The organism is Streptomyces alfalfae, assembly GCF_004127445.1.
In the GTDB taxonomy this organism is placed as follows: Bacteria; Actinomycetota; Actinomycetes; order Streptomycetales; family Streptomycetaceae; genus Streptomyces; species Streptomyces alfalfae.
On sequence record NZ_QEXM01000029.1, the window covers coordinates 67,116 to 88,083 of the forward strand.

A 20,968-nucleotide genomic window follows, 5' to 3' on the forward strand; every position below is an offset into this window, starting at 1 on the left:
GTCAAGGAGGCAGGAGTTCGATGCGTGTAGGTAGTTTTGTTCTGGCCGCCCAGTTCCCCGGACAGGGGCAGGGGGAGGCGCTGCACCGGGCGGTGCGGTCCGCCGAGGTGGCCGAGGAGGCGGGGCTCGACTCGGTCTGGCTCGCCGAGCACCATTTCGTGCCGTACGGCACCTGCCCGTCGGCGACGACCCTGGCGGCCCTGCTGCTCGGGCGTACGCGGCGGCTCCGCATCGGCACCGCCGTCAGCGTGCTGCCGACCGTACACCCGGTGGCACTCGGCGAACAGGCCGCGCTGCTGCACGTCACGTCCGGCGGCAGGTTCTCGCTCGGCGTCGGCCGCGGCGGGCCGTGGGTGGACCTGGAGGTCTTCGGAGCGGGCCTCGCGGCGTACGAGGAGGGGTTCCCCGACTCGCTCGACCTGCTGCTGCGGTGGCTGCGCGAGCCCCGGGTCGGGAGCGCCGACGAGCGGTTCCCCTTCCGCGAGGTCGACGTCGTGCCGCGGCCCCAGGAGGCACTCGGCGGAGGGGGAGAGAGCGGCCCCGAAGTGATCGTCGCCTGCACCTCGCCGTCCAGCGTGCGGCTCGCCGCGCAGCGCGGCCTTCCGATGCTGCTGGGCATGCACGTGGGCGACGACGAGAAGGCCGAAATGGTGGCCTTGTGGAATCGGCACGCACGTGCCGCGGGGCATGTGCCGGACGGGTTCGCCACGCCGGGTCATGTGTCGGCGGGTGTCGTGCAGATCGCGGACCACCGCCCGGAGGCCGCGGAGACGTTACAGAAAGCCATGCCTGGCTGGCTCAGGCAGGGTTTGGAGGCCCATGTGACGGTCGACGGCCGCAAGCGCGCCATGCGCGATCCGCAGGCCTACACCGAGATGCTCTGCGGGCTGCACCCCGTGGGCACGCCGCAGGTGTGCGCCGACCGGATCGCCGCCACCTCGGAGCGCACGGGCATCACCCGCTTCGCGCTGCTCGTCGAGGGCTCGGGCGACCTCGCGACCACGGAGGAGAACGTGCGAAGGCTGGGCGCCGAGGTACTGCCCCAGCTCTGTTGAGACGGAGCTGCCGCTCCGGACCGTCACACCTCCCGCGTACGGAGCGGCAGCGACTACCGTCAGCAGTCCCGGAGTTCGGGCGACTGGTTGAGCAGCTGCCCCCGGATCGAGGTGAAACGGGCGAGCCGGTCGTCGACCGCCGGGTCCAGTGGGAACACCGCCACACGGTGGCAGTTCTGGAACGCCAGGCGCACGCCGAAGTGCCGCTGCAGTGCGCCGCGAATGGCATCACTCGCGAGCGCGCGCAGCAGCTGCCCACGTGCCTGCTCGTCCGGCGGCGGCGTCTGGTTGTCGGCGAACTCTCCGCCGTCGACCTTCAGCTGAGCCACCAGGGAGCTGATCATCTCCCATGCGTAAGGCAGGGAGGTCCGGACGCAGTCGACGAATGCTGCTTCGTCGACCTCGCCTCGCTCGGCCTGTTCCAACAGTGCCGGTGAGACGTCGAGCGACATGGGTTCTCCTCTCGCACCCCCGGGGAGCGGGGGCCTACGGACAGGGATGGAGTCCGCATACGCAGCGTGCACGGATGACGACCTCCCGCTTCTACGGTAGGCACCGGCCGGGCGCCGCACCAGGAGATTGGACGCATAACCGGCCAGGATCGAACAGGTTCATCGACGGACAAGTCGTGCGGTCCAGGCGGTCGTCCCGGGCGTCGAACGGGCGAATCGCGTGCACCGCCCCGAGTCGAGTAGCGTTGCGCCCCATGCGTCTCGTCATTGCCCGATGCTCCGTGGACTACGCGGGCCGGCTCACCGCCCATCTCCCTTCGGCCCCCCGCCTGATCCTCGTGAAGGCGGACGGAAGCGTCTCGATCCACGCGGACGACAGGGCCTACAAGCCCCTCAACTGGATGTCGCCGCCCTGCACGCTGAAGGAGGGATCAGGGGACGACGCCGGTGTGTGGACCGTCGTGAACAAGGCGGGCGAGAAGCTCATCATCACGATGGAGGAGATCCTCCACGACTCCTCGCACGAACTCGGCGTGGACCCCGGCCTCATCAAGGACGGCGTGGAAGCGCACCTTCAGGAGCTGCTCGCGGACCGGATCGAGACACTGGGCGACGGTTTCACGCTCATCCGCCGCGAGTACATGACGGCGATCGGCCCCGTCGACATCCTCTGCCGCGACGCCGACGGGCAGACCGTCGCCGTCGAGATCAAGCGCCGCGGCGAGATCGACGGCGTCGAGCAGCTGACCCGCTATCTGGAGCTGCTCAACCGCGACCCGCACCTCGCGCCGGTCCGGGGCATCTTCGCCGCCCAGGAGATCAAGCCGCAGGCCCGCGTCCTCGCCACGGACCGCGGCATCGGCTGCGCCGTCCTCGACTACAACGCGCTGCGTGGCATCGAGGACGACAAGCTGCGCCTCTTCTGAGGCCCCGCGCCGTTCAGTGCGCCGTCGACCCGCTGGTGGGGTCGGCGGCGCTTCGCGTCTCCGGTGAGCTCGCCGGGCGGCTCATGGAGCCGGAGTTGTCCGGCGAGGACGGCGGGGCGTCGCTCGTGGGCGGCTGCGAGGTCGGCGGCTGGGACGTGGGCGGCTTCGACGTCGGGGGCCTCGACGTGGGCGGCCTGGACGTCGGCGGCTTCGACGTCGGGGGCCTCGACGTGGGCGGCCTGGACGTCGGCTTGTCGCTCGGCTCGTCGCTGGGCCCGTCCGAGGGCCCGCCGCTGGTGCTCGGGGCGTCCGACGGCTCGCCACTGGTGCTCGGGGCCGGATCGTCGGCCGTGCCGGGGACGCCGTCCTCGCCGGTGCCTCCGGGGCGGCTGGTGGAGTCCTGCCGCGGCTTGTCGGCGGTCAGGCCGTCGTCGCCCGGGTCCTCCGTGGCGGACTGCTCCGTCGTGACGCGCTCGCCGGGGCCGTCGCCGCCGGACGTGGCGCCCAGCGTGACGACCGTGCCGAGGACCGCGACGAGCAGGGCTCCCGCGCCCGCGGCGACGAGGTTGCGCCGGGTGCCGTTGAGGATGGAGCGGCGGGTCGGCGCCTTGGCGGGCACGACGACCGGCGTGACCCTGCTGCTGACCAGGGTCGCGGGCTGCTCCGAGGCCGGTTTCGGCGGCGCGAGGGCCGCGGGGACGCCGCCGGGCGGCGACGCCGACTCCTCGTGGCGCGCGCCGGGCACCTCTTCCCCGGCGGCGGTGCGACCGCCGGGCAGCGCGCCGCCCGAGCGGTCGGCGACCAGGGCGAGGGCGCGGCGCCCGGAGATCATGCCGCGCTTGTCGGCGAGGGCGCCGCGCAGCCCGATGGAGGCCTCCAGCTCGGCGCGCGCCCGGTCGAGCCGCCCGCCGCAGAGCGCGAGGACGCCCAGCTCGTGGTGGAAGTACGCCTCCTCGGCGACCTCTCCCGCGTTGCGTGCCGCCTCCTGGCCCGACCGCAGGGCGCGCTCCCAGGCGCCCCAGGCGAGGCCTCCCGCGAAGGCGGGCGCGGCGGTGCGGGCGAGCAGCACGGCGGCGCCGCTCTCCACGGTGACCAGCGCGGCGAGCGCGGCGAGGACCGCGTCCGCCTCGGCGGCGACCCGCTCGGGGGCGACCGAGGGGTGCCCGGCCCACCAGGCGTAGTGCTGGGCGGCGGCGCGGGCGCGCTCGGTGCTGTCGTCGGCGTACCCGGCGCTCTCCAGCTGGGTGCGGACGCCGGCGGCGAGGCGGTAGCGCGCGCCCACCGCGGTGACCAGGGCGCAGCCCACCAGTTCGGCGAGGGCGGCGTCGGCGTGGGTGTCGCCGACCAGGGCGGGCAGGTGGGTCTGGTGCGGCAGTTCCCCGCCGAGGGCGACGGCGAACTCCAGGGCGGCGCGGGCCGACGGGCTCAGCCGCGAGGCGAGCAGGGCCGCGGGCGCGGCGCCGTCGGCGAGGGAGGGCAGCGGCACGTCGGCCGCCTCGTCGGCGTCGAAGGGCGCGTCGACCGGGGTGTCGGCGAAGAAGCCGTTCTCCTCGAAGGCGTGCGGGTCGGCGCGGAGCTGGTCGCGCTGGCGGAGCAGGGCGCCGGCCTGGACGAAGCGCAGCGGCAGGCCCTCGGACTCGAACCACAGGTCGCCCGCCCAGTTGGCCTCCTCGTCGTCGAGGACCCGGCCGACGACGCGCTCCAGCAGTTCGAGGCTGCCGCCGCGGCCGAGGCCGCCGAGGAAGACCTCTTCGAGGTGGGAGTCGGGGGACGGGGCGGCGACGTCGGGCGTCGTGGAGATGAGGAAGGCGCACTCGGGTGTCGCGTCGAGCACCTCGTCGAGGCCCGCGCCACCGAACTCCAGGTCGTCGAGGACGACGACGGCGCCGATGTCGTTGACGAGTTCGAGCAGCAACGCGGTGTCGGGCCGGTGCAGGGGCGCGTCGTAGACGGCCGTGAAGAGGTCCTGGAGGAGCTCGCCGGGCGTCCTGCGGTACCCGGAGAGCCGGACCACGCCGTCGGGCGCGAGGTCGGCGCAGTCCTCGGCGACGGCGTTGAGCAGCGCCGTGCGGCCGGAGCCCGCAGGTCCGGTGAGGCGTACCGAGCGGCCGCGTGCGAGCAGCCGTACGAGGCGCTCACGCTCTTCCTGGCGCTCGAGGAGCGGCAGCCCGGGCAGGGCGGGGCCGGGCGGCACGGGCGGCAGGGCGGCGCGGCGCAGCTCGGCGCGGTCGCCGGCGGCGCGCTTGGCGGGCCTGTCGGGCCGCTCCCCGGGCGGGCAGGGTTCGATCTCACTGCCGTCGACGGGGTTGACGGTGAGCAGGAAGTCGCCGGACACCAGCTGCACGGTGCGCGCCAGGGCGGGCGCCTGCTGGCCGAAGTCCGGCGTCAGCGGATCGCGCGGGCGCTGCGGTCGCGCCGGGCCGCCGGACGCGTCGCCGGCCTGCTCGTGGCCGTACTCCTCGGGTTCCCGGTTCATCGGCTCCATGGTCCTAGCCCCCCAGATGCGTGGTGTGCAGAGCCCCCTCCGGCCTTCGTGCACACTGCGCTGTCGCTTCTGGTCCGGTGCCCCCGCGCGGGTTCGTATATCGGTGGGCGACCGAACCCTAGACGTTCGCCCAGTATCTACGAGGAAGCGGGGTACCGCCCCGTCCGAGACGTCACAGTCTCGTGAGGATTGCGTGCTTCAGGCCCTGTGGAGCGATTCGACGCCGATGCCGCCCTCGATCGCGAGGATGCGGTGGAGCCGTGTCGCGACGAGCAGGCGCTGCATCTGCGGCGGCACGTGGCGCAGGACGAGCCTGCGTCCGCACCGCCCGGCGCGGCGGTGCGCGCCCATGATGACGCCGAGTCCCGTGGCGTCCCACGAGTCGAGTTCGGACAGGTCGAGCACCAGGTCGCCGGCGCCGTCGTCGACGGCCGAGTGCAGGACCGTACGGGCGTCCGCCGCGCTGCGTACGTCGAGGCGTCCCCCGACGACCAGCTGGGCCTGGTCGCCCCTGATGTGCATATGCGCTCCCCGAGAGTGCTGTGTGCAGAGTGTCGTGTCTGCTGTGACGGATGGTCCGTAAGGCGTCTGCTGATCCTTGAGGCGATCTGCGTTATGTCACAGCAACTGACTGCCGCTTGGGCAAGGAAGTTGCCGTCTGTAAGCGAACCGATACCGAATTCACTCCGAGGGGTGACCCGGGAGCCGCCGAAAGGTCAGACGAGGCGTCAGGCGGCGTACGTCAGTACTGGTTCAGTGCTTGTAGAAGCCCTGCCCGCTCTTGCGGCCGATGTCACCGGCGTCAACCATCCGGCGCATCAGCTCCGGCGGGGCGAACTTCTCGTCCTGGGACTCCGTGTAGATGTTGCTCGTGGCGTGCAGCAGGATGTCGACGCCGGTGAGGTCGGCGGTCGCGAGCGGGCCCATGGCGTGGCCGAAGCCGAGCTTGCAGGCGATGTCGATGTCCTCGGCGGTGGCGACGCCCGACTCGTGCAGCTTGGCGGCCTCGACGACGAGCGCGGAGATCAGACGGGTCGTCACGAAGCCGGCGACGTCGCGGTTGACGACGATGCAGGTCTTGCCGACGGACTCGGCGAACTCACGGGTGCGGGCGAGGGTTTCGTCGCTGGTCTTGTAGCCGCGCACGAGTTCGCACAGCTGCATCATCGGGACCGGCGAGAAGAAGTGGGCTCCGACGACGCGCTCGGGGCGGTCCGTCACGGCCGCGATCTTGGTGATCGGGATGGCGGAAGTGTTGGAGGCGAGCACGGCGTCGTCGCGCACGAGGTTGTCGAGGGCGCGGAAGATCTCGTGCTTGACCTCCAGCTTCTCGAACACGGCCTCGACGACGATGTCCGCGTCGGCGACGGCGTCCAGGTCGGTGGTGGTCGTGATGCGCCCGAGCGCGGCCTCGGCGTCCTCGGCGGCGAGCTTGCCCTTGCTCACGAACTTGTCGTACGAGGCCTTGATCCCGTCGGTGCCACGGGTCAGGGCCTCGCCGGTGACGTCGCGCAGGACGACGTCCCAGCCCGCCTGGGCGGAGACCTGAGCGATACCGGACCCCATGAGTCCGGCTCCGATGACGGCGAGCTTCCGTGCCACTGTTCCGACTCCCCTACCGCTGATCGCGCTTGGCTTACACACTGTTTACGTATGCCTCTGCGGCGGACATTAGCGGTCGGGGGCGCGCCTGTGGCCGTGAAGAGATGCGCGTCACGTCTCAAATGACGGACATCACACCGGTACGGGCCCGCGTGTGCGGCGGGTCACGCGGGAGGGGGTGTCATCCGGCGGGCCGCGTCGCGTAGTTGAGGACCTTCTCGCCGAGGAGGTCCTCCATCTCGTCGAGCAGGACGAGGGCCTCGCGCGAGACCTCGGCGACGTCGCGGCGTTTGACCATCTCGTCGCCGATCCACGCCATCAGGGTGCTGTGGAGCCAGGAGAGCTGACCGGCGATCAGGCCGGGCAGGGGGTCGCCTTCGGCGGCCCCGGTCTCCTCGGCGAGCGTCCTGGTGAGCTCGGCCAGCGCCTCCTGCTGGATCTCCCAGAGCCGGGAGCGCAGCGGGTGCGCGTCGATGATGACCTTCATGAAGTCGGCCCAGCCCGCGAAGAGGCCGACGGTGGGCGAGACGCTCTCCACGTCCGCGCGCAGCCGGCGCAGGACGGCGGCGGCCGCCGACTCCCCGGCCCTGCGGCCCCGCACATAGCCCGGCAGCCGGTCGACGACGTCCTCGCCGCGGTCGAGGAAGAGGTCCTCCTTGGCGGGGAAGTAGTTGTACACCGTGTTGACGGAGACGTCCGCCGCGTCCGCGATCTCCGCGACGGTCACCGCGCCGAAGCCGCGCTCCAGGAAGAGCCCCGTGGCGATGTCGGAGATCCGCTGCCTGGTCTGCCGCTTCTTGCGCTCCCTGAGCCCTTCGGTCATGCGCCCATCGTAGGCGTCGTTGGGTGGCATGGAAATTTGCGCGACCTATAAAATTGGTGGCGTTGCAAAATTCTAGTGACTCTGTTTTCGTGGGGGCATGGCCATCATCAGCACGTCCGGGCTCAGCCGGACCTTCCAAACCAAGGGCGGGCCCGTCGAAGCCGTCCGCGGCATCGACCTGACCGTGCCGGCGGGCGAGATCCTGGGCTTCCTCGGGCCCAACGGCGCGGGCAAGACCACCACGCTGCGCATGCTGACCACACTGCTCCCGCCCACCGGCGGCAGCGCCACCGTGGCCGGGTGCGACCTGGCCGACGACCCGGCGGGCGTGCGCGGCCGGATCGGTTACGTCGCCCAGTCCGGCGGCGTGGACCTCAGCGTCTCCGTACGCGAGGAACTGATCACCCAGGGGCGCCTGTACCGCCTGCCGAAGGCCCGCGCCGAGGCGCGCGCCGAGGAACTGGCCCACGACCTCGGCCTGACCGAGCTGATGGAGCGGCCCTGCGCGGCGCTCTCCGGCGGCCAGCGCCGGCGCCTGGACATCGCCATGGGGCTCACGCACCGGCCCGAGGTGCTCTTCCTCGACGAGCCGACCACCGGGCTCGACCCGGGCAGCCGGGCCGACCTGTGGGCGCTGGTGCGGCGGCTGCGCGACACGTACGGCACGACCGTCTTCCTCACCACGCACTACCTCGACGAGGCCGACGCGCTCTCCGACCGCCTCGTCGTCGTGGACAAGGGCGTCGTCGTCGCCGACGGCACACCGGGCGCCCTCAAGCTGCGCCACGGCGGCTCGATCGACGCCACGCTCCAGGACACCTTCCTCGCCATCACCGGCCGCGAACCCGCCCCCGAGGAGCGGGCCCCCGTCGCCGTATGACCCGCACACCCGCCCGCCCACAGCTTCGAGGGACCCATGCCCGCCCTGCTCTCCGACACCGCGCTCATCTTCGGGCGGTACGCCCGGCAGACCCTGCGCTCCAAGTTCCAGATCCTCTTCGGCGTCCTGACGCCCCTGCTCTACCTGCTCTTCTTCGGCCCCCTGCTCACCGATCTGCCGCTCGGCCCCGACGGCGACTCCTGGCAGATCCTCGTCCCGGGGCTGCTGCTGCAACTGGGCCTCTTCGGGGCGACCTTCAGCGGCTTCGCGCTCATCATCGAGAAGCAGTTCGGCGTGGTGGAGCGGATGCGGGTGACGCCAATCAGCCGCCTCGCGCTGCTGCTCGGGCGGATCCTGCGCGACGCCGCGCTCTTCGTCTTCCAGGCGGTGCTGCTCGTGCTCGCCGCGCTGGTCATGGGGCTCAGGGCGCCCCTCGCCGGCATCCTCGTCGGGTTCGCCTTCGTGGCGCTCCTGACGGCGGGGCTCGCCTCGCTCTCGTACGCGCTCGCCATGAAGGTCGGCAAACCGCAGGAGTTCGGCCCCGCCGTGAACGCGGTGAGCATGCCCGCGATGCTGCTCTCCGGCCTGATGCTGCCGATGACGCTCGCGCCGACCTGGCTGGACGTCCTGTCGCACCTCATGCCGTTCCGCTACCTGGTCGACGCGGTGCGGGCGGCGTACGTGGGCGACTACGCGACCGCCGCCATGCTGTACGGGGTCCTCACGGCCATCGCCTTCGCGCTGTTCTCCGTGGCGGTCGGCACGCGCGTCTTCAAGCGGGCGGGGGCCTGACTACGCTGGCCGCATGGTCAATCTGACGCGCATCTACACCAGGACCGGCGACCAGGGCACGACCGCCCTAGGCGACATGAGCCGGACCGCCAAGACCGATCTGCGGATCGCCGCCTACGCCGACGCCAACGAGGCCAACGCGGCCATCGGCACGGCGATCGCGCTCGGACAGCTCGACGCGGAGGTCGTCAAGGTCCTCGGACGGGTGCAGAACGACCTGTTCGACGTGGGCGCCGACCTGTCCACGCCGGTCGTCGAGGACCCGAAGTACCCGCCGCTGCGCGTCGAGCAGTCCTACGTCGACAAGCTGGAGGAGGACTGCGACCGCTTCCTGGAGGACCTGGAGAAGCTGCGCAGCTTCATCCTCCCGGGCGGCACGCCGGGCGCGGCCCTGCTGCACCAGGCGTGCACGGTGGTGCGGCGGGCCGAGCGCTCGACGTGGGCGGCCTTCGAGGTCCACGGCGAGACCATGAACCCGCTGACGGCCACCTACCTCAACCGCCTCTCCGACCTCTTGTTCATCCTGGCGCGCACGGCCAACAAGGCGGTCGGCGACGTGCTGTGGGTGCCGGGCGGCGACCGCTAGGCCCGAGCCCGCTAGAGCCTGCTCGGGGTGTCCTCGCGCTCCTTGCCCGCGGCGGCGGCCGGCGCCTTCTTCGGAAAGAGGGTGTACGTGGCGGCGATGGCGACGTTGATGCCGATCAGCCACAGCATCCGCTGCTGCCACATCCGCAGCGACGCGGTCTCGCCGTCACCGCCGACGTACCAGGCGGCGCCTTGGAGCAGCGCCATGGCGATCAGCGCGGCGAGCACCCAGCGCGCGGCGAGCTTCCACTCGTGGACGGCGCGGGCGGCCCCGTATTTCGGCGTCGTCGGGGCGGGGCCGCCGGCGAAGCGGTGGGCGACGCGGACGTCGACCCACTTGATCGTGTAGTGCCCGAGCGCGACGGAGTAGCCGATGTAGACGGCGGCGAGGCCGTGCTTCCAGTCCGGCTCCGCCCCGTTCTTCAGGTCGATCGCCGTGACGACCAGCAGCAGCACCTCCAGGAGCGGCTCGCACAGCAGCACGGCGACGCTCGCACGGGGCATCTTCGCCCAGTAGCGCAGCGCGAGACCCGCGGCGAGCAGCACCCAGAAGCCCACCTCGCAGATGATGATCAGTGTGACGATCACGGCTCGCTCCTCGGCGTCGATTCCAGTTCCTCCCTTCGAGACTGCCGCCGCGCGGGCCGCCGATCATCGTCGTCAGTGACGAAACCGGGCTGCATCCTTCGATGTAGCGGTGGGGAGCGGCGCTGGCCCGCGGCGTCCGCAACCAGCGCCGTACCCAGTTCGATGTAGTCGCCACCGGCCGGGCTCCTCCCCCAGGACCAGGCAAGGGCAGGGCCCCACCGTGTTGGATGGGGGCATGGCCCTGTCCCTCGCCCGCCCGCACCGCGTCGACATCACGATCGCCGCGGTCAGCCTGCTCAGCGGGCTCGCGCTGTGGGCGCTCGGTCTGCACACGCAGCCCGGCAGGGACCTCGGCGGCACCTGGGCGCTCATCCCGCTGGCCGTCCTCGCCTGCCTCGAACTGGTGCGCAGGACGGCCCCGCAGGCCGCGCTCACCGTCGGCACGCTCGCGCTGGTCGCCGACCAGTTCACCGAGGGCAACCTCGCCTCGATCATGATGTTCACGGACATCGTGTACGCGGCCGTCGTGTACGGCACGCCCGCCGCCGCCCGCCGCATCCCGGTGACCACGGGGCTGATCACCGTGGCGGTGACCGTCGGCTTCCTCGCCTGGTTCCGGGAGCCGGAGGCCATCCTCATCGGCGTCATCACCGGGGTGATCTCCTTCGGGCCCGCCACCACGGGCGTCCTGGTGCGCAACCACCGCGAGGCCGCGGACGCGGCGAGGCTGCGGGCCGAGCAGACCGCGCTGCTCGCCGAGATGGACCGCGTCCAGGCCGTCACCGCCGAGCGCGCGCGGATGGCCCGCGAACTGCACGACATGGTCGCCAACCACCTCTCGGCGATCGCCATCCACTCCACCGCCGCGCTCTCCCTGGACGACCCGAGGACCAGCGCCGACGCGCTCGCCGTCATCCGCGAGAACAGCGTGGAGGGCCTGGCCGAGATGCGCCGCCTCATCGGCATCCTGCGCGACGACAGCGGCGACCTGGAACCGGCCGCCGCGCCCACTCTCGACGGACTCGCCGCCCTGGTGGCGGGCGCCCGTGCCAACGGGCTCGACGTCACGCTCGACGACTCCCGCCCCCCGCAGGGGCCGAAGCTGCCCGCGCCGGTGGAGCTGGCGGCCTACCGCATCGTCCAGGAGTCCCTGACCAACGCGCTCAAGCACGCCTCTCCCGGCCGGGTCGCCGTGACCCTCACCCAGGAGCCCCGGGCCCTGACGGTCCGCGTGAGCAGCCCGTACGGCGATCCGTCCGGGCCCCGCGCCCCCGGCTCCGGAGCCGGCCTCGTCGGCATGCGCGAGCGCACCGAACTGCTCGGCGGCGCCTTCGAGGCGGGCCCCGAGAACAGCCCCGACGGCACGGTCTGGAGCGTCTTCGCGACCCTGCCCGTCGACCCCGCGGACGAAGGAGCCAAGGAATGATCAGGGTGCTAGTCGCCGAGGACCAGTCGGCCGTACGGGCGGGACTCGTCCTGATCCTGCGCAGCGCGCCCGACATCGAGGTGGCCGGCGAGGCGGCGGACGGCGAACAGGCCGTCGCCCTCGCCCGCGAGCTCCGCCCCGACCTGGTCCTGATGGACATACAGATGCCACGCCTCGACGGGGTCGCGGCGACGCGGCAGGTCGTCGCCGAAGGGCTCGCGGACGTCCTCGTCCTGACCACCTTCGACCTCGACGAGTACGTCTTCGGGGCGCTGCGCGCGGGCGCCTCCGGGTTCCTGCTGAAGAACACCGAGGCGAAGGACCTCATCGAGGGCGTCCGCACGGTGGCGCGCGGCGAGGGCCTGATCGCCCCGGCCGTCACGCGCCGGCTGATCGCCGAGTTCGCCGCCCCGGCCAAGGCGGTGCGCGGCGAGAACGCACCGGACCCCGCGGTCCTCGACAGCCTCACGCGCCGCGAGCGCGAGGTCCTCGCCTGCATCGGCGAGGGCCTGTCGAACGCGGAGATCGCGGGCCGCCTCGCCATGGCGGAGGCCACGGTGAAGACCCACGTCAGCCGGATGCTGGGCAAGCTCGGCCTGCGCAGCAGGGTGCAGGCGGCCGTGCTCGCGCAGGAGTTGGGGGTCTGACCGTCCCGGTCGGGGAAGCCGGATCGTGACGGAGCGGTGCGATCCGGCCATTGGTTCAGACCTCTTGACCGCTGGTCCAGACCTTTCTATTCTCGCCGCACTGCGGTGAGCACTCCCCCACGTGTTCCACGTGCTCACGGGCGGCGCAGGGATCTACCCCTCGTACCCCCGGAACTCACCCGAGGAGCACCTCGTGCGCTTCACACAGACCGACGCACGCCCGAGACTCAGACTCAGACACAAAGCCGTGGCCGGAATGACCACGCTGCTGCTCCCGCTCGCCACCCTCGTCGCCCTCGGCGGCTCCGCGGAGGCAGCCCCCGAGGCGGCCCCCGCAGCCGCCGCCGAGGCCACCGCCACGTACGCCAAGACCCAGGACTGGGGCAACGGCTTCGAGGGCAAGTGGACCATCAAGAACACCGGCACCACCACGCTCAGCTCCTGGAACGTCCAATGGGACTTCCCCGCGGACACCAAGGTGACCTCCGCCTGGGACGCCACCGTCACCAACTCCGGCACCCGCTGGACGGGCAAGAACCTCGGCTGGAACGGAACGCTCGCCCCCGGCGCCTCCGTCTCCTTCGGGTTCAACGGCACCGGCTCGGGCTCCCCCGAGAAGTGCACCCTCAACGGCAACAGCTGTGACGGCGGCAGCGTCCCCGGCGACAAGCCGCCCTCCGCGCCCGGCGCCCCGAAGGCCTCCGGCATCACCGACACCTCGGTGAAGCTCGACTGGAGCGCCGCCACCGACGACAAGGGCGTCAAGAACTACGACGTCCTGCGGGACGGCGCCACGGTCGCCACGGTGACCGAGACCGCGTACACCGACAAGGACCTGACCGCGGGCACCGACTACTCCTACAGCGTGCAGGCCCGCGACACCGCCGGCCAGACGGGACCGGCGAGCGACGCCGTCAAGGTCCGCACCACGGGCGGCGGCGGCCCCGAACCCGAGCCCGGCGACAAGGTCAAGCTCGGCTACTTCACCGAGTGGGGCGTCTACCAGCGCAACTACCACGCGAAGAACATCGCGACCTCCGGCTCGGCCGGGAAGATCACGCACATCAACTACAGCTTCGGCAACGTCCAGGGCGGCAAGTGCACCATGGGCGACGCCTACGCGGCGACCGACAAGGCCTACACCGCCGACCAGAGCGTCGACGGCGTCGCCGACACCTGGGACCAGCCCCTGCGCGGCAACTTCAACCAGCTCCGCAAGCTGAAGGCCAAGTACCCGAACATCAAGATCCTCTGGTCCTTCGGCGGCTGGACCTGGTCCGGCGGCTTCACCGACGCCATGAAGAACCCGGCGGCCTTCGCCAAGTCCTGCCACGACCTCGTCGAGGACCCGCGCTGGGCCGACGTCTTCGACGGCATCGACCTGGACTGGGAGTACCCCAACGCCTGCGGTCTGACCTGTGACACCTCGGGCCCGGCCGTCTTCAAGAACATGATGCAGGCCTTCCGCAACGAGTTCGGCTCCAAGAACCTGGTCACGGCCGCCATCACCGCGGACGGCTCCAACGGCGGCAAGATCGACTCCGCCGACTACGGCGGCGCCGCGCAGTACGCCGACTGGTACAACGTCATGACGTACGACTTCTTCGGCGCTTGGGCGGCCAAGGGCCCGACGGCCCCGCACTCCCCGCTCACGTCCTACCCGGGCATCCCGCAGGACGGCTTCGACTCCGCCGCGGCGATCTCCAAGCTCAAGGCCAAGGGCGTGCCGTCCGCCAAGCTGCTGCTCGGCATCGGCTTCTACGGCCGCGGCTGGACCGGCGTCACCCAGAAGGAGCCGGGCGGCACCGCCACCGGCGCGGCGCCCGGGACGTACGAGGCGGGGATCGAGGACTACAAGGTCCTCAAGAACTCCTGCCCCTCGAACGGCACGATCGCCGGCACCGCGTACGCACACTGCGGCACGAACTGGTGGTCCTACGACACCCCGGCGACCGTCAAGTCCAAGATGGCCTGGGCCAAGGACCAGAAGCTCGGCGGCGCGTTCTTCTGGGAGTTCAGCGGTGACACCAGCAATGGTGAGCTGGTGTCCGCCATCAATGACGGTCTGAAGTAACCGTCCCCGAAACGAAGCCGGGGAGACAGGAACGCCCCCTGTCTCCCCGGCTTCTCGCTGTCCGCGGTGCTACGCCACGTTGACCCGCTGCCCCGGAGGCGCCGCCTCCAGCCAGGCCAGGAAACCCGTCAGGGCGTCCTCGCTCATCGCCAGCTCCAGGCGGACGCCGCGGTGGAGGCAGCCGAGGACGATGGCGTCGGAGAGCAGGGCCAGCTCCTCCTCGCCGTCCGGGGCTCGGCGGTCGACGACCTCGATGGCCGAGCGTTCCAGGACGCGGCGGGGCCGGGGGGCGTAGGAGAAGACGCGGTACCACTCGACGCGGTCACCGTTGTACCGGGCGACGCCGTAGCCCCAGCCCTTGCCGGAGGTGTCGCCCTTCTCGGGCGCCTCCCAGCGCAGGGAGCAGTCGAAGGTGCCGCCGGAGCGCTGGATCAGCCGGCGCCTCAGCCCGAAGACGAAGAGCCCCACCAAAACCAGCGCGATCACAGCAAGTCCGCACACGAGCAGAGTGAGGATCATCGGCACCGACCTCCTCGCCTCTTCGAAAACGGACCGACATTGCACCCGCATTGCCTCAGCCGCGACCCGGTCCGGAGTGTTCCCGGACCTGGCCGCGGCTGAGTCACGTTACGCCGCGCGCTGGGGTCAGCGCGCCGCCACCGCACGCAGTCGGACGTCGGCGCGCCGCTCGGCGGAGGCGTCGGCCTCCGACTTCGCGCGCTCCAGCGCCCGCTCCGCACGCTGGACGTCGATCTCGTCGGACAGCTCCGCGATCTCGGCCAGCAGCGACAGCTTGTCGTCCGCGAAGGAGATGAACCCTCCGTGGACGGCGGCGACGACCGTGGAGCCGTCGCTCGTACGAATGGTCACCGGGCCCGACTCCAGCACACCGAGCAGCGGCTGGTGACCGGGCATGACGCCGATGTCGCCGGACGTGGTACGCGCGACGACCAGGGTGGCCTCACCGGACCAGACACTGCGGTCCGCTGCGACCAGCTCGACATGCAGCTCAGCAGCCAAGAGTGGCTCCTCGGGTCACCACCCGGCGGCTTCGCCGGGTGTTGGGTCAAATTCTAGTGGGCGTGAGGAGAGGGGCGGGACACTGCCCCTGTGCGGGGTGCCCCCGCCCCTCTCCGTCAGAGCTGCTCGGCTCAGGAGACGCCGAGCTCCTTGGCGTTCTTCTTCAGGTCCTCGAGACCACCACACATGAAGAACGCCTGCTCCGGGAAGTGGTCGTACTCGCCGTCGCAGATCGCGTTGAAGGCCGCGATCGACTCCTCCAGCGACACGTCCGAACCGTCCACACCGGTGAACTGCTTGGCGGCGTGGGTGTTCTGCGACAGGAAGCGCTCCACACGACGGGCACGGGCCACGACGAGCTTGTCTTCTTCGCTGAGCTCGTCGATGCCGAGGATCGCGATGATGTCCTGGAGGTCCTTGTACTTCTGCAGGATTCCCTTGACGCGCATGGCGCAGTCGTAGTGGTCCTGCGCGATGTAGCGCGGGTCCAGGATGCGGGACGTGGAGTCCAGCGGGTCCACGGCCGGGTAGATGCCCTTCTCGGAGATCGGACGGGAGAGCACCGTCGTCGCGTCGAGGTGGGCGAACGTGGTCGCCGGGGCCGGGTCGGTCAGGTCGTCCGCGGGGACGTAGATCGCCTGCATCGAGGTGATCGAGTGACCGCGGGTCGAGGTGATGCGCTCCTGGAGGAGACCCATCTCGTCGGCCAGGTTCGGCTGGTAACCCACCGCGGAGGGCATACGGCCGAGCAGGGTCGAGACCTCGGAGCCGGCCTGCGTGAAGCGGAAGATGTTGTCGATGAAGAACAGCACGTCCTGCTTCTGCACATCGCGGAAGTACTCCGCCATGGTCAGACCGGCCAGGGCGACGCGCAGACGCGTGCCCGGCGGCTCGTCCATCTGGCCGAAGACCAGCGCGGTCTTGTCCAGAACGCCGGCTTCCTCCATCTCGACCATGAGGTCGTTGCCCTCACGGGTGCGCTCGCCGACACCGGCGAAGACGGAGACACCGTCGTGCAGCTTGGCCACACGGACGATCATTTCCTGGATCAGAACGGTCTTGCCGACACCGGCGCCACCGAACAGACCGATCTTTCCACCCTTGACGTACGGGGTGAGAAGGTCGACGACCTTCAGGCCGGTCTCGAACATCTCGGTCTTCGACTCGAGCTGGTCGAACGCCGGGGCCTTGCGGTGGATCGTCCAGCGCTCGGCGTCGGCGACCGTGGACGGGTCGTCGTTCAGGACCTCGCCGAGCGTGTTGAACACACGGCCCTTGGTCACGTCGCCGACCGGCACCGAGATGCCCTTGCCGGTGTCGGTGACGGGCGCCTGGCGGACCAGGCCGTCGGTGGGCTGCATCGAGATCGCGCGGACCACGCCGTCACCCAGGTGCTGGGCGACCTCAAGGGTCAGCGTCTTGCGCGCACCCTCGGTCGACGGGTCGTCGACCTCGGCGTGCAGGGCGTTGTAGATCTCCGGCATCGCGTCGACGGGGAACTCCACGTCGACGACCGGGCCGATCACCCGGGCGACGCGGCCCGTGGCAACGGCCGTCTCAACTGTGGTCGTCATTACTTGTCACTCCCCGCGGTCGCGTCGGCCAGCGCTGCTGTGCCGCCGACGATCTCGCTGATTTCCTGGGTGATTTCGGCCTGGCGGGCCGCGTTGGCAAGCCGGGAGAGGCTGTTGATCAGATCCCCGGCGTTGTCGGTCGCCGACTTCATCGCGCGGCGCGTGGCGGCGTGCTTGGAGGCAGCCGACTGGAGCATCGCGTTGTAGATACGGCTCTCGACGTAGCGCGGCAGCAGGGCGTCGAGGACGTCCTCCGCCGACGGCTCGAAGTCGAACAGCGGAAGGATCTCGTCCTTGCCGGACTTCGACTCCTCCGCCACCTCTTCGAGGCTGAGCGGCAGCAGGCGGCTGTCGATGGCCGTCTGCGTCATCATCGAGATGAACTCGGTGTAGACGATGTGGAGCTCGTCCACGCCGCCCTCCGCCGTCTCCTTCTCGATCGCCTCGATCAGCGGCGCCGCGACCTTCTTGGCGTCCGCGTACGTGGGCTCATCGGTGAAGCCCGACCACGATTCCACGACCTTGCGCTCGCGGAAGTTGTAGTGGGCCAGACCGCGGCGGCCGACGACGTACGTGTCGACCTCCTTGCCCTCCGCCTCCAGGCGCGCGGTCAGCTGCTCCGCGGCCTTGATGGCGTTCGAGTTGAAGGCGCCGGCCAGACCACGGTCGCTCGTGAGGAGCAGAACCGCGGTACGGGTCGCCGTCTCCGCCTCGGTCGTCAGCGGGTGCTTGGTGTTCGAGCCAGTGCCGACCGCCGTGACCGCGCGGGTGAGCTCGGTCGCGTACGGCGTGGAGGCCGCCACCTTGCGCTGCGCCTTGACGACACGCGAGGCGGCGATCATCTCCATCGCCTTGGTGATCTTCTTGGTCGCGGTGACGGATCGGATGCGACGCTTGTAGACCCGGAGCTGGGCTCCCATGAGTCAGGTCCCTTCCTTACGTCACTTGGCCGTGGCCGGAGCGTCCTCGCCGAGAAGCTTCCCGTCCGAGGTCTCGAACTGCTTCTTGAACTCCGCGATGGCGTCGCCGACGGCCTGCAGGGTGTCGTCCGACATCTTGCCGCCCTCCTTGATGGAGGTCATGAGGCCCTGCTCCTTGCGGTGCAGGTACTCGAGGAGCTCGCGCTCGAAGCGGCGGATGTCGTTGACCGGCACGTCGTCCATGCGACCGGTGGTACCGGCCCACACGGAGACGACCTGGTCCTCGGTCGCCATCGGCTCGTACTGCGGCTGCTTGAGCAGCTCGACCATGCGCTGGCCGCGCTCGAGCTGGGCCTTGGACGCGGCGTCCAGGTCGGAACCGAAGGCGGCGAACGCCTCCAGCTCACGGAACTGGGCGAGGTCCACGCGCAGACGTCCGGAGACCTGCTTCATCGCCTTGTGCTGCGCGGAACCACCGACTCGGGAGACGGAGATACCGACGTTCAGCGCGGGGCGCTGACCGGCGTTGAAGAGGTCCGACTCCAGGAAGCACTGGCCGTCGGTGATGGAGATGACGTTGGTCGGGATGAACGCCGAGACGTCGTTCGCCTTGGTCTCGACGATCGGCAGACCGGTCATCGAGCCCTTGCCCAGCTCGTCCGAGAGCTTCGCGCAGCGCTCGAGCAGACGCGAGTGCAGGTAGAAGACGTCACCGGGGTAGGCCTCGCGCCCCGGCGGACGGCGGAGCAGCAGGGACACGGCGCGGTAGGCGTCGGCCTGCTTCGAGAGGTCGTCGAAGATGATGAGGACGTGCTTGCCCTCGTACATCCACTGCTGGCCGATGGCCGAGCCGGTGTAGGGCGCGAGGTACTTGAAGCCCGCCGGGTCGGACGCCGGGGCGGCGACGATGGTCGTGTACTCCAGGGCGCCGGCCTCTTCGAGGGCACCGCGCACGGAGGCGATGGTGGAGCCCTTCTGACCGATGGCGACGTAGATGCAGCGCACCTGCTTGTTCACGTCGCCCGAGCGCCAGTTGTCGCGCTGGTTGATGATCGTGTCGACGGCCAGGGCGGTCTTGCCCGTCTGGCGGTCACCGATGATCAGCTGACGCTGGCCACGGCCGATCGGGGTCATCGCGTCGACGGCCTTGTAGCCGGTCTCCATCGGCTCGTGCACCGACTTGCGCTGCATGACCGTGGGGGCCTGCAGCTCAAGGGCGCGACGTCCGCTGGTCTCGATCTCGCCGAGGCCGTCGATCGGGGTGCCGAGCGGGTCGACGACGCGGCCGAGGTAACCCTCGCCCACGGCGACGGAGAGCACCTCACCGGTGCGCTGCACCGGCTGGCCCTCCTCGATACCGCTGAACTCGCCGAGGACGACGGCGCCGATCTCGCGCTCTTCCAGGTTCAGCGCGAGGCCGAGGGTGCCGTCCTCGAACTTGAGCAGCTCGTTCGCCATCGCCGAGGGCAGTCCCTCGACCTTGGCAATACCGTCGCCGGCGACGGTGACCGTACCGACCTCCTCGCGCGAGGCCGCGTCCGGCTTGTACGCCTGGACAAAGTTCTCCAGCGCGTCCCGGATCTCCTCCGGCCGGATCGTGAGCTCCGCCATCTGGGTTCCCTGCTCTCCTTGTTGGGCCCGAAGTTTTCTTGGGGGGTCTGGGGTCAGCCCCCAGGAATCCTCTGCACGGCCCAACTAGGGCCGTAGGTCATGCTCTTCTTTGGATTACTTGCCGGCCACGCGGCGGCCGGCTTCCTCGATGCGGTCCGCGATGCTGCCGTTGATGACCTCGTCGCCCACCTGCACCGTGATCCCTCCGAGGACCCCGGGGTCCACGTCGAGGTTCAGGTGCATCGGGCGTCCGTACACCTTGGCCAGGACGGCGCCGAGGCGCTGCTTCTGCTGGTCCGAGAGCGGAACAGCGGAAGTGACGACGGCGACCATGCGGTTGCGGCGGTCCGCGGCCAGCTTGGAGAGGGACTCGAGTCCCTCCTCCAGGCTACGTCCACGCGGCGCGGTCACCAGGCGCTCGACGAGCCGCTCCGTCACGGACTCGGCGCGACCGCCGAGCAGGCTGCGCAGCAGCTCGCTCTTGGCCGTGCCGGAGGCCGCGCGGTCCGTCAGCGCCGACCGCAGCTCGGTGCTCGACGCCACGATCCGGCTGAACCGGAAGAGCTCGTCCTCGACGTCGTCCAGCACGCCGGCCTTCTGCGCGCCGGTCAGGTCGGCGAGGTTCGCGAGCACTTCGGTGGCGTCCACCAGGTCACGCGACCGCGACCAGCGCGAGCGGACCATGCCGGCCACCAGGTCGGCGGTCTCGCCGCTCACCTGGCCGCCGAGCAGGCGCCCCGCGAGGTCGGCCTTGGCCTCACCGGACTGCGCCGGGTCGGTCAGGACCCGACGCAGCGAGACCTCACGGCCGAGCAGCGCGGTCACCGCGGCGAGCTCGTCCGCGAGACGCTTGGCGTCGACCGCGGTGTTGTCCGTCAGCGCGTCGAGGCGCTCGCGCGCGGCGGCCAGGGCCTCGCGGCTAGCTCCGTGCGCTGTCATCGAGCCGCCTCGGCCTTCTCCTCGAGCTCGTCGAGGAAGCGGTCGATGGTGCGGCTCTGGCGGGCGTGGTCCTCGAGGGACTCGCCGACGAGCTTGCCGGCCAGGTCGGTGGCCAGCTGGCCCACGTCCTGACGCAGCGACTGCGCGGCGGCCTTGCGGTCGGCCTCGATCTGCGCGTGACCGGCGGCGACGATCTCCTCGCGCTGACGCTGGCCCTCGGCCCGCATCTCGGCGATGAGCTGGGCGCCCTGCTCCTGCGCCTCCTGGCGCAGACGCGCGGCCTCGTGCCGGGCCTCGGCGAGCTGAGCCTTGTACTGCTCAAGAACGCTCTGGGCCTCGGTCTGAGCGGCCTCGGCCTTCTCAATACCGCCTTCGATCGCCTCCCGGCGCTCTTCCAGAACCTTGTTGATGTTCGGGAGGAGCTTCTTCCAGAAGAAGAAGAAGACGATGGCGAAGGCGATGGCGCCGACGAGCAGCTCGGGACCCGGCGGGATGAGCGGGTTCTGCTCCTCCGCGTGCTCGGCCGCCAGCTGTACCAGGTTGGCGATCACATCATTGCCTTTCGTCGA

General features: G+C 70.7%; 21 protein-coding genes. 8 read left to right on the plus strand and 13 right to left on the minus strand.

Annotated features, from left to right (window positions below):
* The first annotated feature begins 20 nt into the window (after nucleotides 1–20).
* On the plus strand, nucleotides 21–1,055 hold the full coding sequence (locus DCW30_RS12870) for an LLM class flavin-dependent oxidoreductase (protein ID WP_062774082.1): 1,035 nt from the start codon (nucleotides 21–23) through the stop codon (nucleotides 1,053–1,055).
* Between the two features lie 59 nt (nucleotides 1,056–1,114).
* Here the strand turns inward: DCW30_RS12870 and DCW30_RS12875 are convergent, their stop codons facing one another.
* Entirely contained in the window at nucleotides 1,115–1,507 is a 393-nt protein-coding gene (locus DCW30_RS12875; RefSeq protein ID WP_062774080.1) for an SCO5389 family protein, read from the minus strand.
* Nucleotides 1,508–1,761: 254 nt separating this feature from the next.
* Between DCW30_RS12875 and nucS the strand changes: the two genes are divergently transcribed.
* Nucleotides 1,762–2,433 carry an endonuclease NucS gene (gene nucS, locus DCW30_RS12880; RefSeq protein ID WP_062774078.1) on the plus strand — a complete coding sequence of 224 codons (672 nt, stop codon included), beginning with the start codon at nucleotides 1,762–1,764 and terminating at the stop codon, nucleotides 2,431–2,433.
* Between the two features lie 13 nt (nucleotides 2,434–2,446).
* On the opposite strand, the gene DCW30_RS12885 is transcribed toward nucS, so the two are convergent.
* From DCW30_RS12885 to DCW30_RS12900, 4 genes are all read right to left on the minus strand, one after another.
* Nucleotides 2,447–4,918 carry an AAA family ATPase gene (locus tag DCW30_RS12885; RefSeq protein ID WP_076684460.1) on the minus strand — a complete coding sequence of 824 codons (2,472 nt, stop codon included), beginning with the start codon at nucleotides 4,916–4,918 and terminating at the stop codon, nucleotides 2,447–2,449.
* A 198-nt stretch (nucleotides 4,919–5,116) separates the two neighbouring features.
* A complete protein-coding gene (locus DCW30_RS12890) occupies nucleotides 5,117–5,440 on the minus strand; it encodes an STAS domain-containing protein (protein ID WP_062774074.1) in 324 nt (107 codons plus the stop codon).
* Between the two features lie 231 nt (nucleotides 5,441–5,671).
* Entirely contained in the window at nucleotides 5,672–6,520 is an 849-nt protein-coding gene (locus tag DCW30_RS12895) for a 3-hydroxyacyl-CoA dehydrogenase family protein (protein WP_076684462.1), read from the minus strand.
* A 181-nt stretch (nucleotides 6,521–6,701) separates the two neighbouring features.
* Complete coding sequence (locus DCW30_RS12900) at nucleotides 6,702–7,343, minus strand: TetR/AcrR family transcriptional regulator (protein WP_062774070.1); 642 nt, start codon at nucleotides 7,341–7,343, stop codon at nucleotides 6,702–6,704.
* A gap of 97 nt (nucleotides 7,344–7,440) precedes the next feature.
* Between DCW30_RS12900 and DCW30_RS12905 the strand changes: the two genes are divergently transcribed.
* The 3 genes from DCW30_RS12905 to DCW30_RS12915 are packed head-to-tail and all read left to right on the plus strand — an operon-like array spanning nucleotide 7,441 to nucleotide 9,601.
* Nucleotides 7,441–8,223 (plus strand): ABC transporter ATP-binding protein, encoded by a 783-nt coding sequence (locus tag DCW30_RS12905; protein WP_076684464.1) that lies wholly within the window; start codon nucleotides 7,441–7,443, stop codon nucleotides 8,221–8,223.
* 36 nt (nucleotides 8,224–8,259) lie between these two features.
* The gene (locus DCW30_RS12910; protein WP_076684466.1) at nucleotides 8,260–9,015 is read left to right on the plus strand and encodes an ABC transporter permease; all 756 of its coding nucleotides are present in this window, start codon (nucleotides 8,260–8,262) and stop codon (nucleotides 9,013–9,015) included.
* A gap of 13 nt (nucleotides 9,016–9,028) precedes the next feature.
* Entirely contained in the window at nucleotides 9,029–9,601 is a 573-nt protein-coding gene (locus DCW30_RS12915; RefSeq protein WP_076684468.1) for a cob(I)yrinic acid a,c-diamide adenosyltransferase, read from the plus strand.
* Between the two features lie 11 nt (nucleotides 9,602–9,612).
* On the opposite strand, the gene DCW30_RS12920 is transcribed toward DCW30_RS12915, so the two are convergent.
* The gene (locus tag DCW30_RS12920; RefSeq protein ID WP_076684471.1) at nucleotides 9,613–10,188 is read right to left on the minus strand and encodes a hypothetical protein; all 576 of its coding nucleotides are present in this window, start codon (nucleotides 10,186–10,188) and stop codon (nucleotides 9,613–9,615) included.
* Nucleotides 10,189–10,423: 235 nt separating this feature from the next.
* Here DCW30_RS12920 and DCW30_RS12925 point away from each other — a divergent pair, with 235 nt between their 5' ends.
* The 3 genes from DCW30_RS12925 to DCW30_RS12935 all read left to right on the plus strand — a co-directional run bounded on the left by DCW30_RS12925 (nucleotide 10,424) and on the right by DCW30_RS12935 (nucleotide 14,335).
* Nucleotides 10,424–11,614, plus strand: coding sequence for a sensor histidine kinase (locus DCW30_RS12925; protein WP_076684473.1), 1,191 nt, complete (start codon nucleotides 10,424–10,426; stop codon nucleotides 11,612–11,614).
* Nucleotides 11,611–12,261: a response regulator gene (locus DCW30_RS12930; protein ID WP_062774056.1), complete on the plus strand. Its 651-nt coding sequence runs from the start codon at nucleotides 11,611–11,613 to the stop codon at nucleotides 12,259–12,261. Before DCW30_RS12925 ends, DCW30_RS12930 begins: the two co-directional genes overlap by 4 nt.
* 256 nt (nucleotides 12,262–12,517) lie before the next feature.
* A complete protein-coding gene (locus DCW30_RS12935; RefSeq protein WP_076688882.1) occupies nucleotides 12,518–14,335 on the plus strand; it encodes a glycoside hydrolase family 18 chitinase in 1,818 nt (605 codons plus the stop codon).
* A 69-nt stretch (nucleotides 14,336–14,404) separates the two neighbouring features.
* Here DCW30_RS12935 and DCW30_RS12940 read toward each other — a convergent pair whose 3' ends face one another.
* The 7 genes from DCW30_RS12940 to DCW30_RS12970 all read right to left on the minus strand — a co-directional run bounded on the left by DCW30_RS12940 (nucleotide 14,405) and on the right by DCW30_RS12970 (nucleotide 20,950).
* The gene (locus DCW30_RS12940) at nucleotides 14,405–14,854 is read right to left on the minus strand and encodes a DUF2550 domain-containing protein (RefSeq protein WP_062774054.1); all 450 of its coding nucleotides are present in this window, start codon (nucleotides 14,852–14,854) and stop codon (nucleotides 14,405–14,407) included.
* Nucleotides 14,855–14,980: 126 nt separating this feature from the next.
* Entirely contained in the window at nucleotides 14,981–15,355 is a 375-nt protein-coding gene (locus DCW30_RS12945) for a F0F1 ATP synthase subunit epsilon (protein ID WP_062774052.1), read from the minus strand.
* 131 nt (nucleotides 15,356–15,486) lie between these two features.
* Nucleotides 15,487–16,929, minus strand: coding sequence for a F0F1 ATP synthase subunit beta (atpD, locus tag DCW30_RS12950; RefSeq protein WP_062774050.1), 1,443 nt, complete (start codon nucleotides 16,927–16,929; stop codon nucleotides 15,487–15,489).
* Entirely contained in the window at nucleotides 16,929–17,849 is a 921-nt protein-coding gene (locus DCW30_RS12955; RefSeq protein WP_062774048.1) for a F0F1 ATP synthase subunit gamma, read from the minus strand. Before DCW30_RS12955 ends, atpD begins: the two co-directional genes overlap by 1 nt.
* Nucleotides 17,850–17,870: 21 nt before the next feature.
* A complete protein-coding gene (gene atpA / locus DCW30_RS12960; RefSeq protein WP_062774046.1) occupies nucleotides 17,871–19,460 on the minus strand; it encodes a F0F1 ATP synthase subunit alpha in 1,590 nt (529 codons plus the stop codon).
* 114 nt (nucleotides 19,461–19,574) lie between these two features.
* Complete coding sequence (locus DCW30_RS12965; RefSeq protein WP_062774044.1) at nucleotides 19,575–20,399, minus strand: F0F1 ATP synthase subunit delta; 825 nt, start codon at nucleotides 20,397–20,399, stop codon at nucleotides 19,575–19,577.
* Nucleotides 20,396–20,950 carry a F0F1 ATP synthase subunit B gene (locus DCW30_RS12970; RefSeq protein ID WP_062774043.1) on the minus strand — a complete coding sequence of 185 codons (555 nt, stop codon included), beginning with the start codon at nucleotides 20,948–20,950 and terminating at the stop codon, nucleotides 20,396–20,398. The genes DCW30_RS12965 and DCW30_RS12970 overlap by 4 nt, the downstream gene beginning before the upstream one ends.
* Nucleotides 20,951–20,968: the final 18 nt, after the last annotated feature.

What these genes read in the sequence shown, in the direction of transcription:
- DCW30_RS12870 (WP_062774082.1), top strand. Translation starts at nt 21, where the DNA reads ATGCGTGTAGGTAGTTTTGTTCTGGCCGCCCAGTTCCCCGGACAGGGG.
- DCW30_RS12875 (WP_062774080.1), bottom strand. Translation starts at nt 1,507, where the DNA reads ATGTCGCTCGACGTCTCACCGGCACTGTTGGAACAGGCCGAGCGAGGC.
- nucS (WP_062774078.1), top strand. Translation starts at nt 1,762, where the DNA reads ATGCGTCTCGTCATTGCCCGATGCTCCGTGGACTACGCGGGCCGGCTC.
- DCW30_RS12885 (WP_076684460.1), bottom strand. Translation starts at nt 4,918, where the DNA reads ATGGAGCCGATGAACCGGGAACCCGAGGAGTACGGCCACGAGCAGGCC.
- DCW30_RS12890 (WP_062774074.1), bottom strand. Translation starts at nt 5,440, where the DNA reads ATGCACATCAGGGGCGACCAGGCCCAGCTGGTCGTCGGGGGACGCCTC.
- DCW30_RS12900 (WP_062774070.1), bottom strand. Translation starts at nt 7,343, where the DNA reads ATGACCGAAGGGCTCAGGGAGCGCAAGAAGCGGCAGACCAGGCAGCGG.
- DCW30_RS12905 (WP_076684464.1), top strand. Translation starts at nt 7,441, where the DNA reads ATGGCCATCATCAGCACGTCCGGGCTCAGCCGGACCTTCCAAACCAAG.
- DCW30_RS12910 (WP_076684466.1), top strand. Translation starts at nt 8,260, where the DNA reads ATGCCCGCCCTGCTCTCCGACACCGCGCTCATCTTCGGGCGGTACGCC.
- DCW30_RS12915 (WP_076684468.1), top strand. Translation starts at nt 9,029, where the DNA reads ATGGTCAATCTGACGCGCATCTACACCAGGACCGGCGACCAGGGCACG.
- DCW30_RS12925 (WP_076684473.1), top strand. Translation starts at nt 10,424, where the DNA reads ATGGCCCTGTCCCTCGCCCGCCCGCACCGCGTCGACATCACGATCGCC.
- DCW30_RS12930 (WP_062774056.1), top strand. Translation starts at nt 11,611, where the DNA reads ATGATCAGGGTGCTAGTCGCCGAGGACCAGTCGGCCGTACGGGCGGGA.
- DCW30_RS12935 (WP_076688882.1), top strand. Translation starts at nt 12,518, where the DNA reads ATGACCACGCTGCTGCTCCCGCTCGCCACCCTCGTCGCCCTCGGCGGC.
- DCW30_RS12940 (WP_062774054.1), bottom strand. Translation starts at nt 14,854, where the DNA reads ATGATCCTCACTCTGCTCGTGTGCGGACTTGCTGTGATCGCGCTGGTT.
- atpD (WP_062774050.1), bottom strand. Translation starts at nt 16,929, where the DNA reads ATGACGACCACAGTTGAGACGGCCGTTGCCACGGGCCGCGTCGCCCGG.
- DCW30_RS12955 (WP_062774048.1), bottom strand. Translation starts at nt 17,849, where the DNA reads ATGGGAGCCCAGCTCCGGGTCTACAAGCGTCGCATCCGATCCGTCACC.
- atpA (WP_062774046.1), bottom strand. Translation starts at nt 19,460, where the DNA reads ATGGCGGAGCTCACGATCCGGCCGGAGGAGATCCGGGACGCGCTGGAG.
- DCW30_RS12965 (WP_062774044.1), bottom strand. Translation starts at nt 20,399, where the DNA reads ATGACAGCGCACGGAGCTAGCCGCGAGGCCCTGGCCGCCGCGCGCGAG.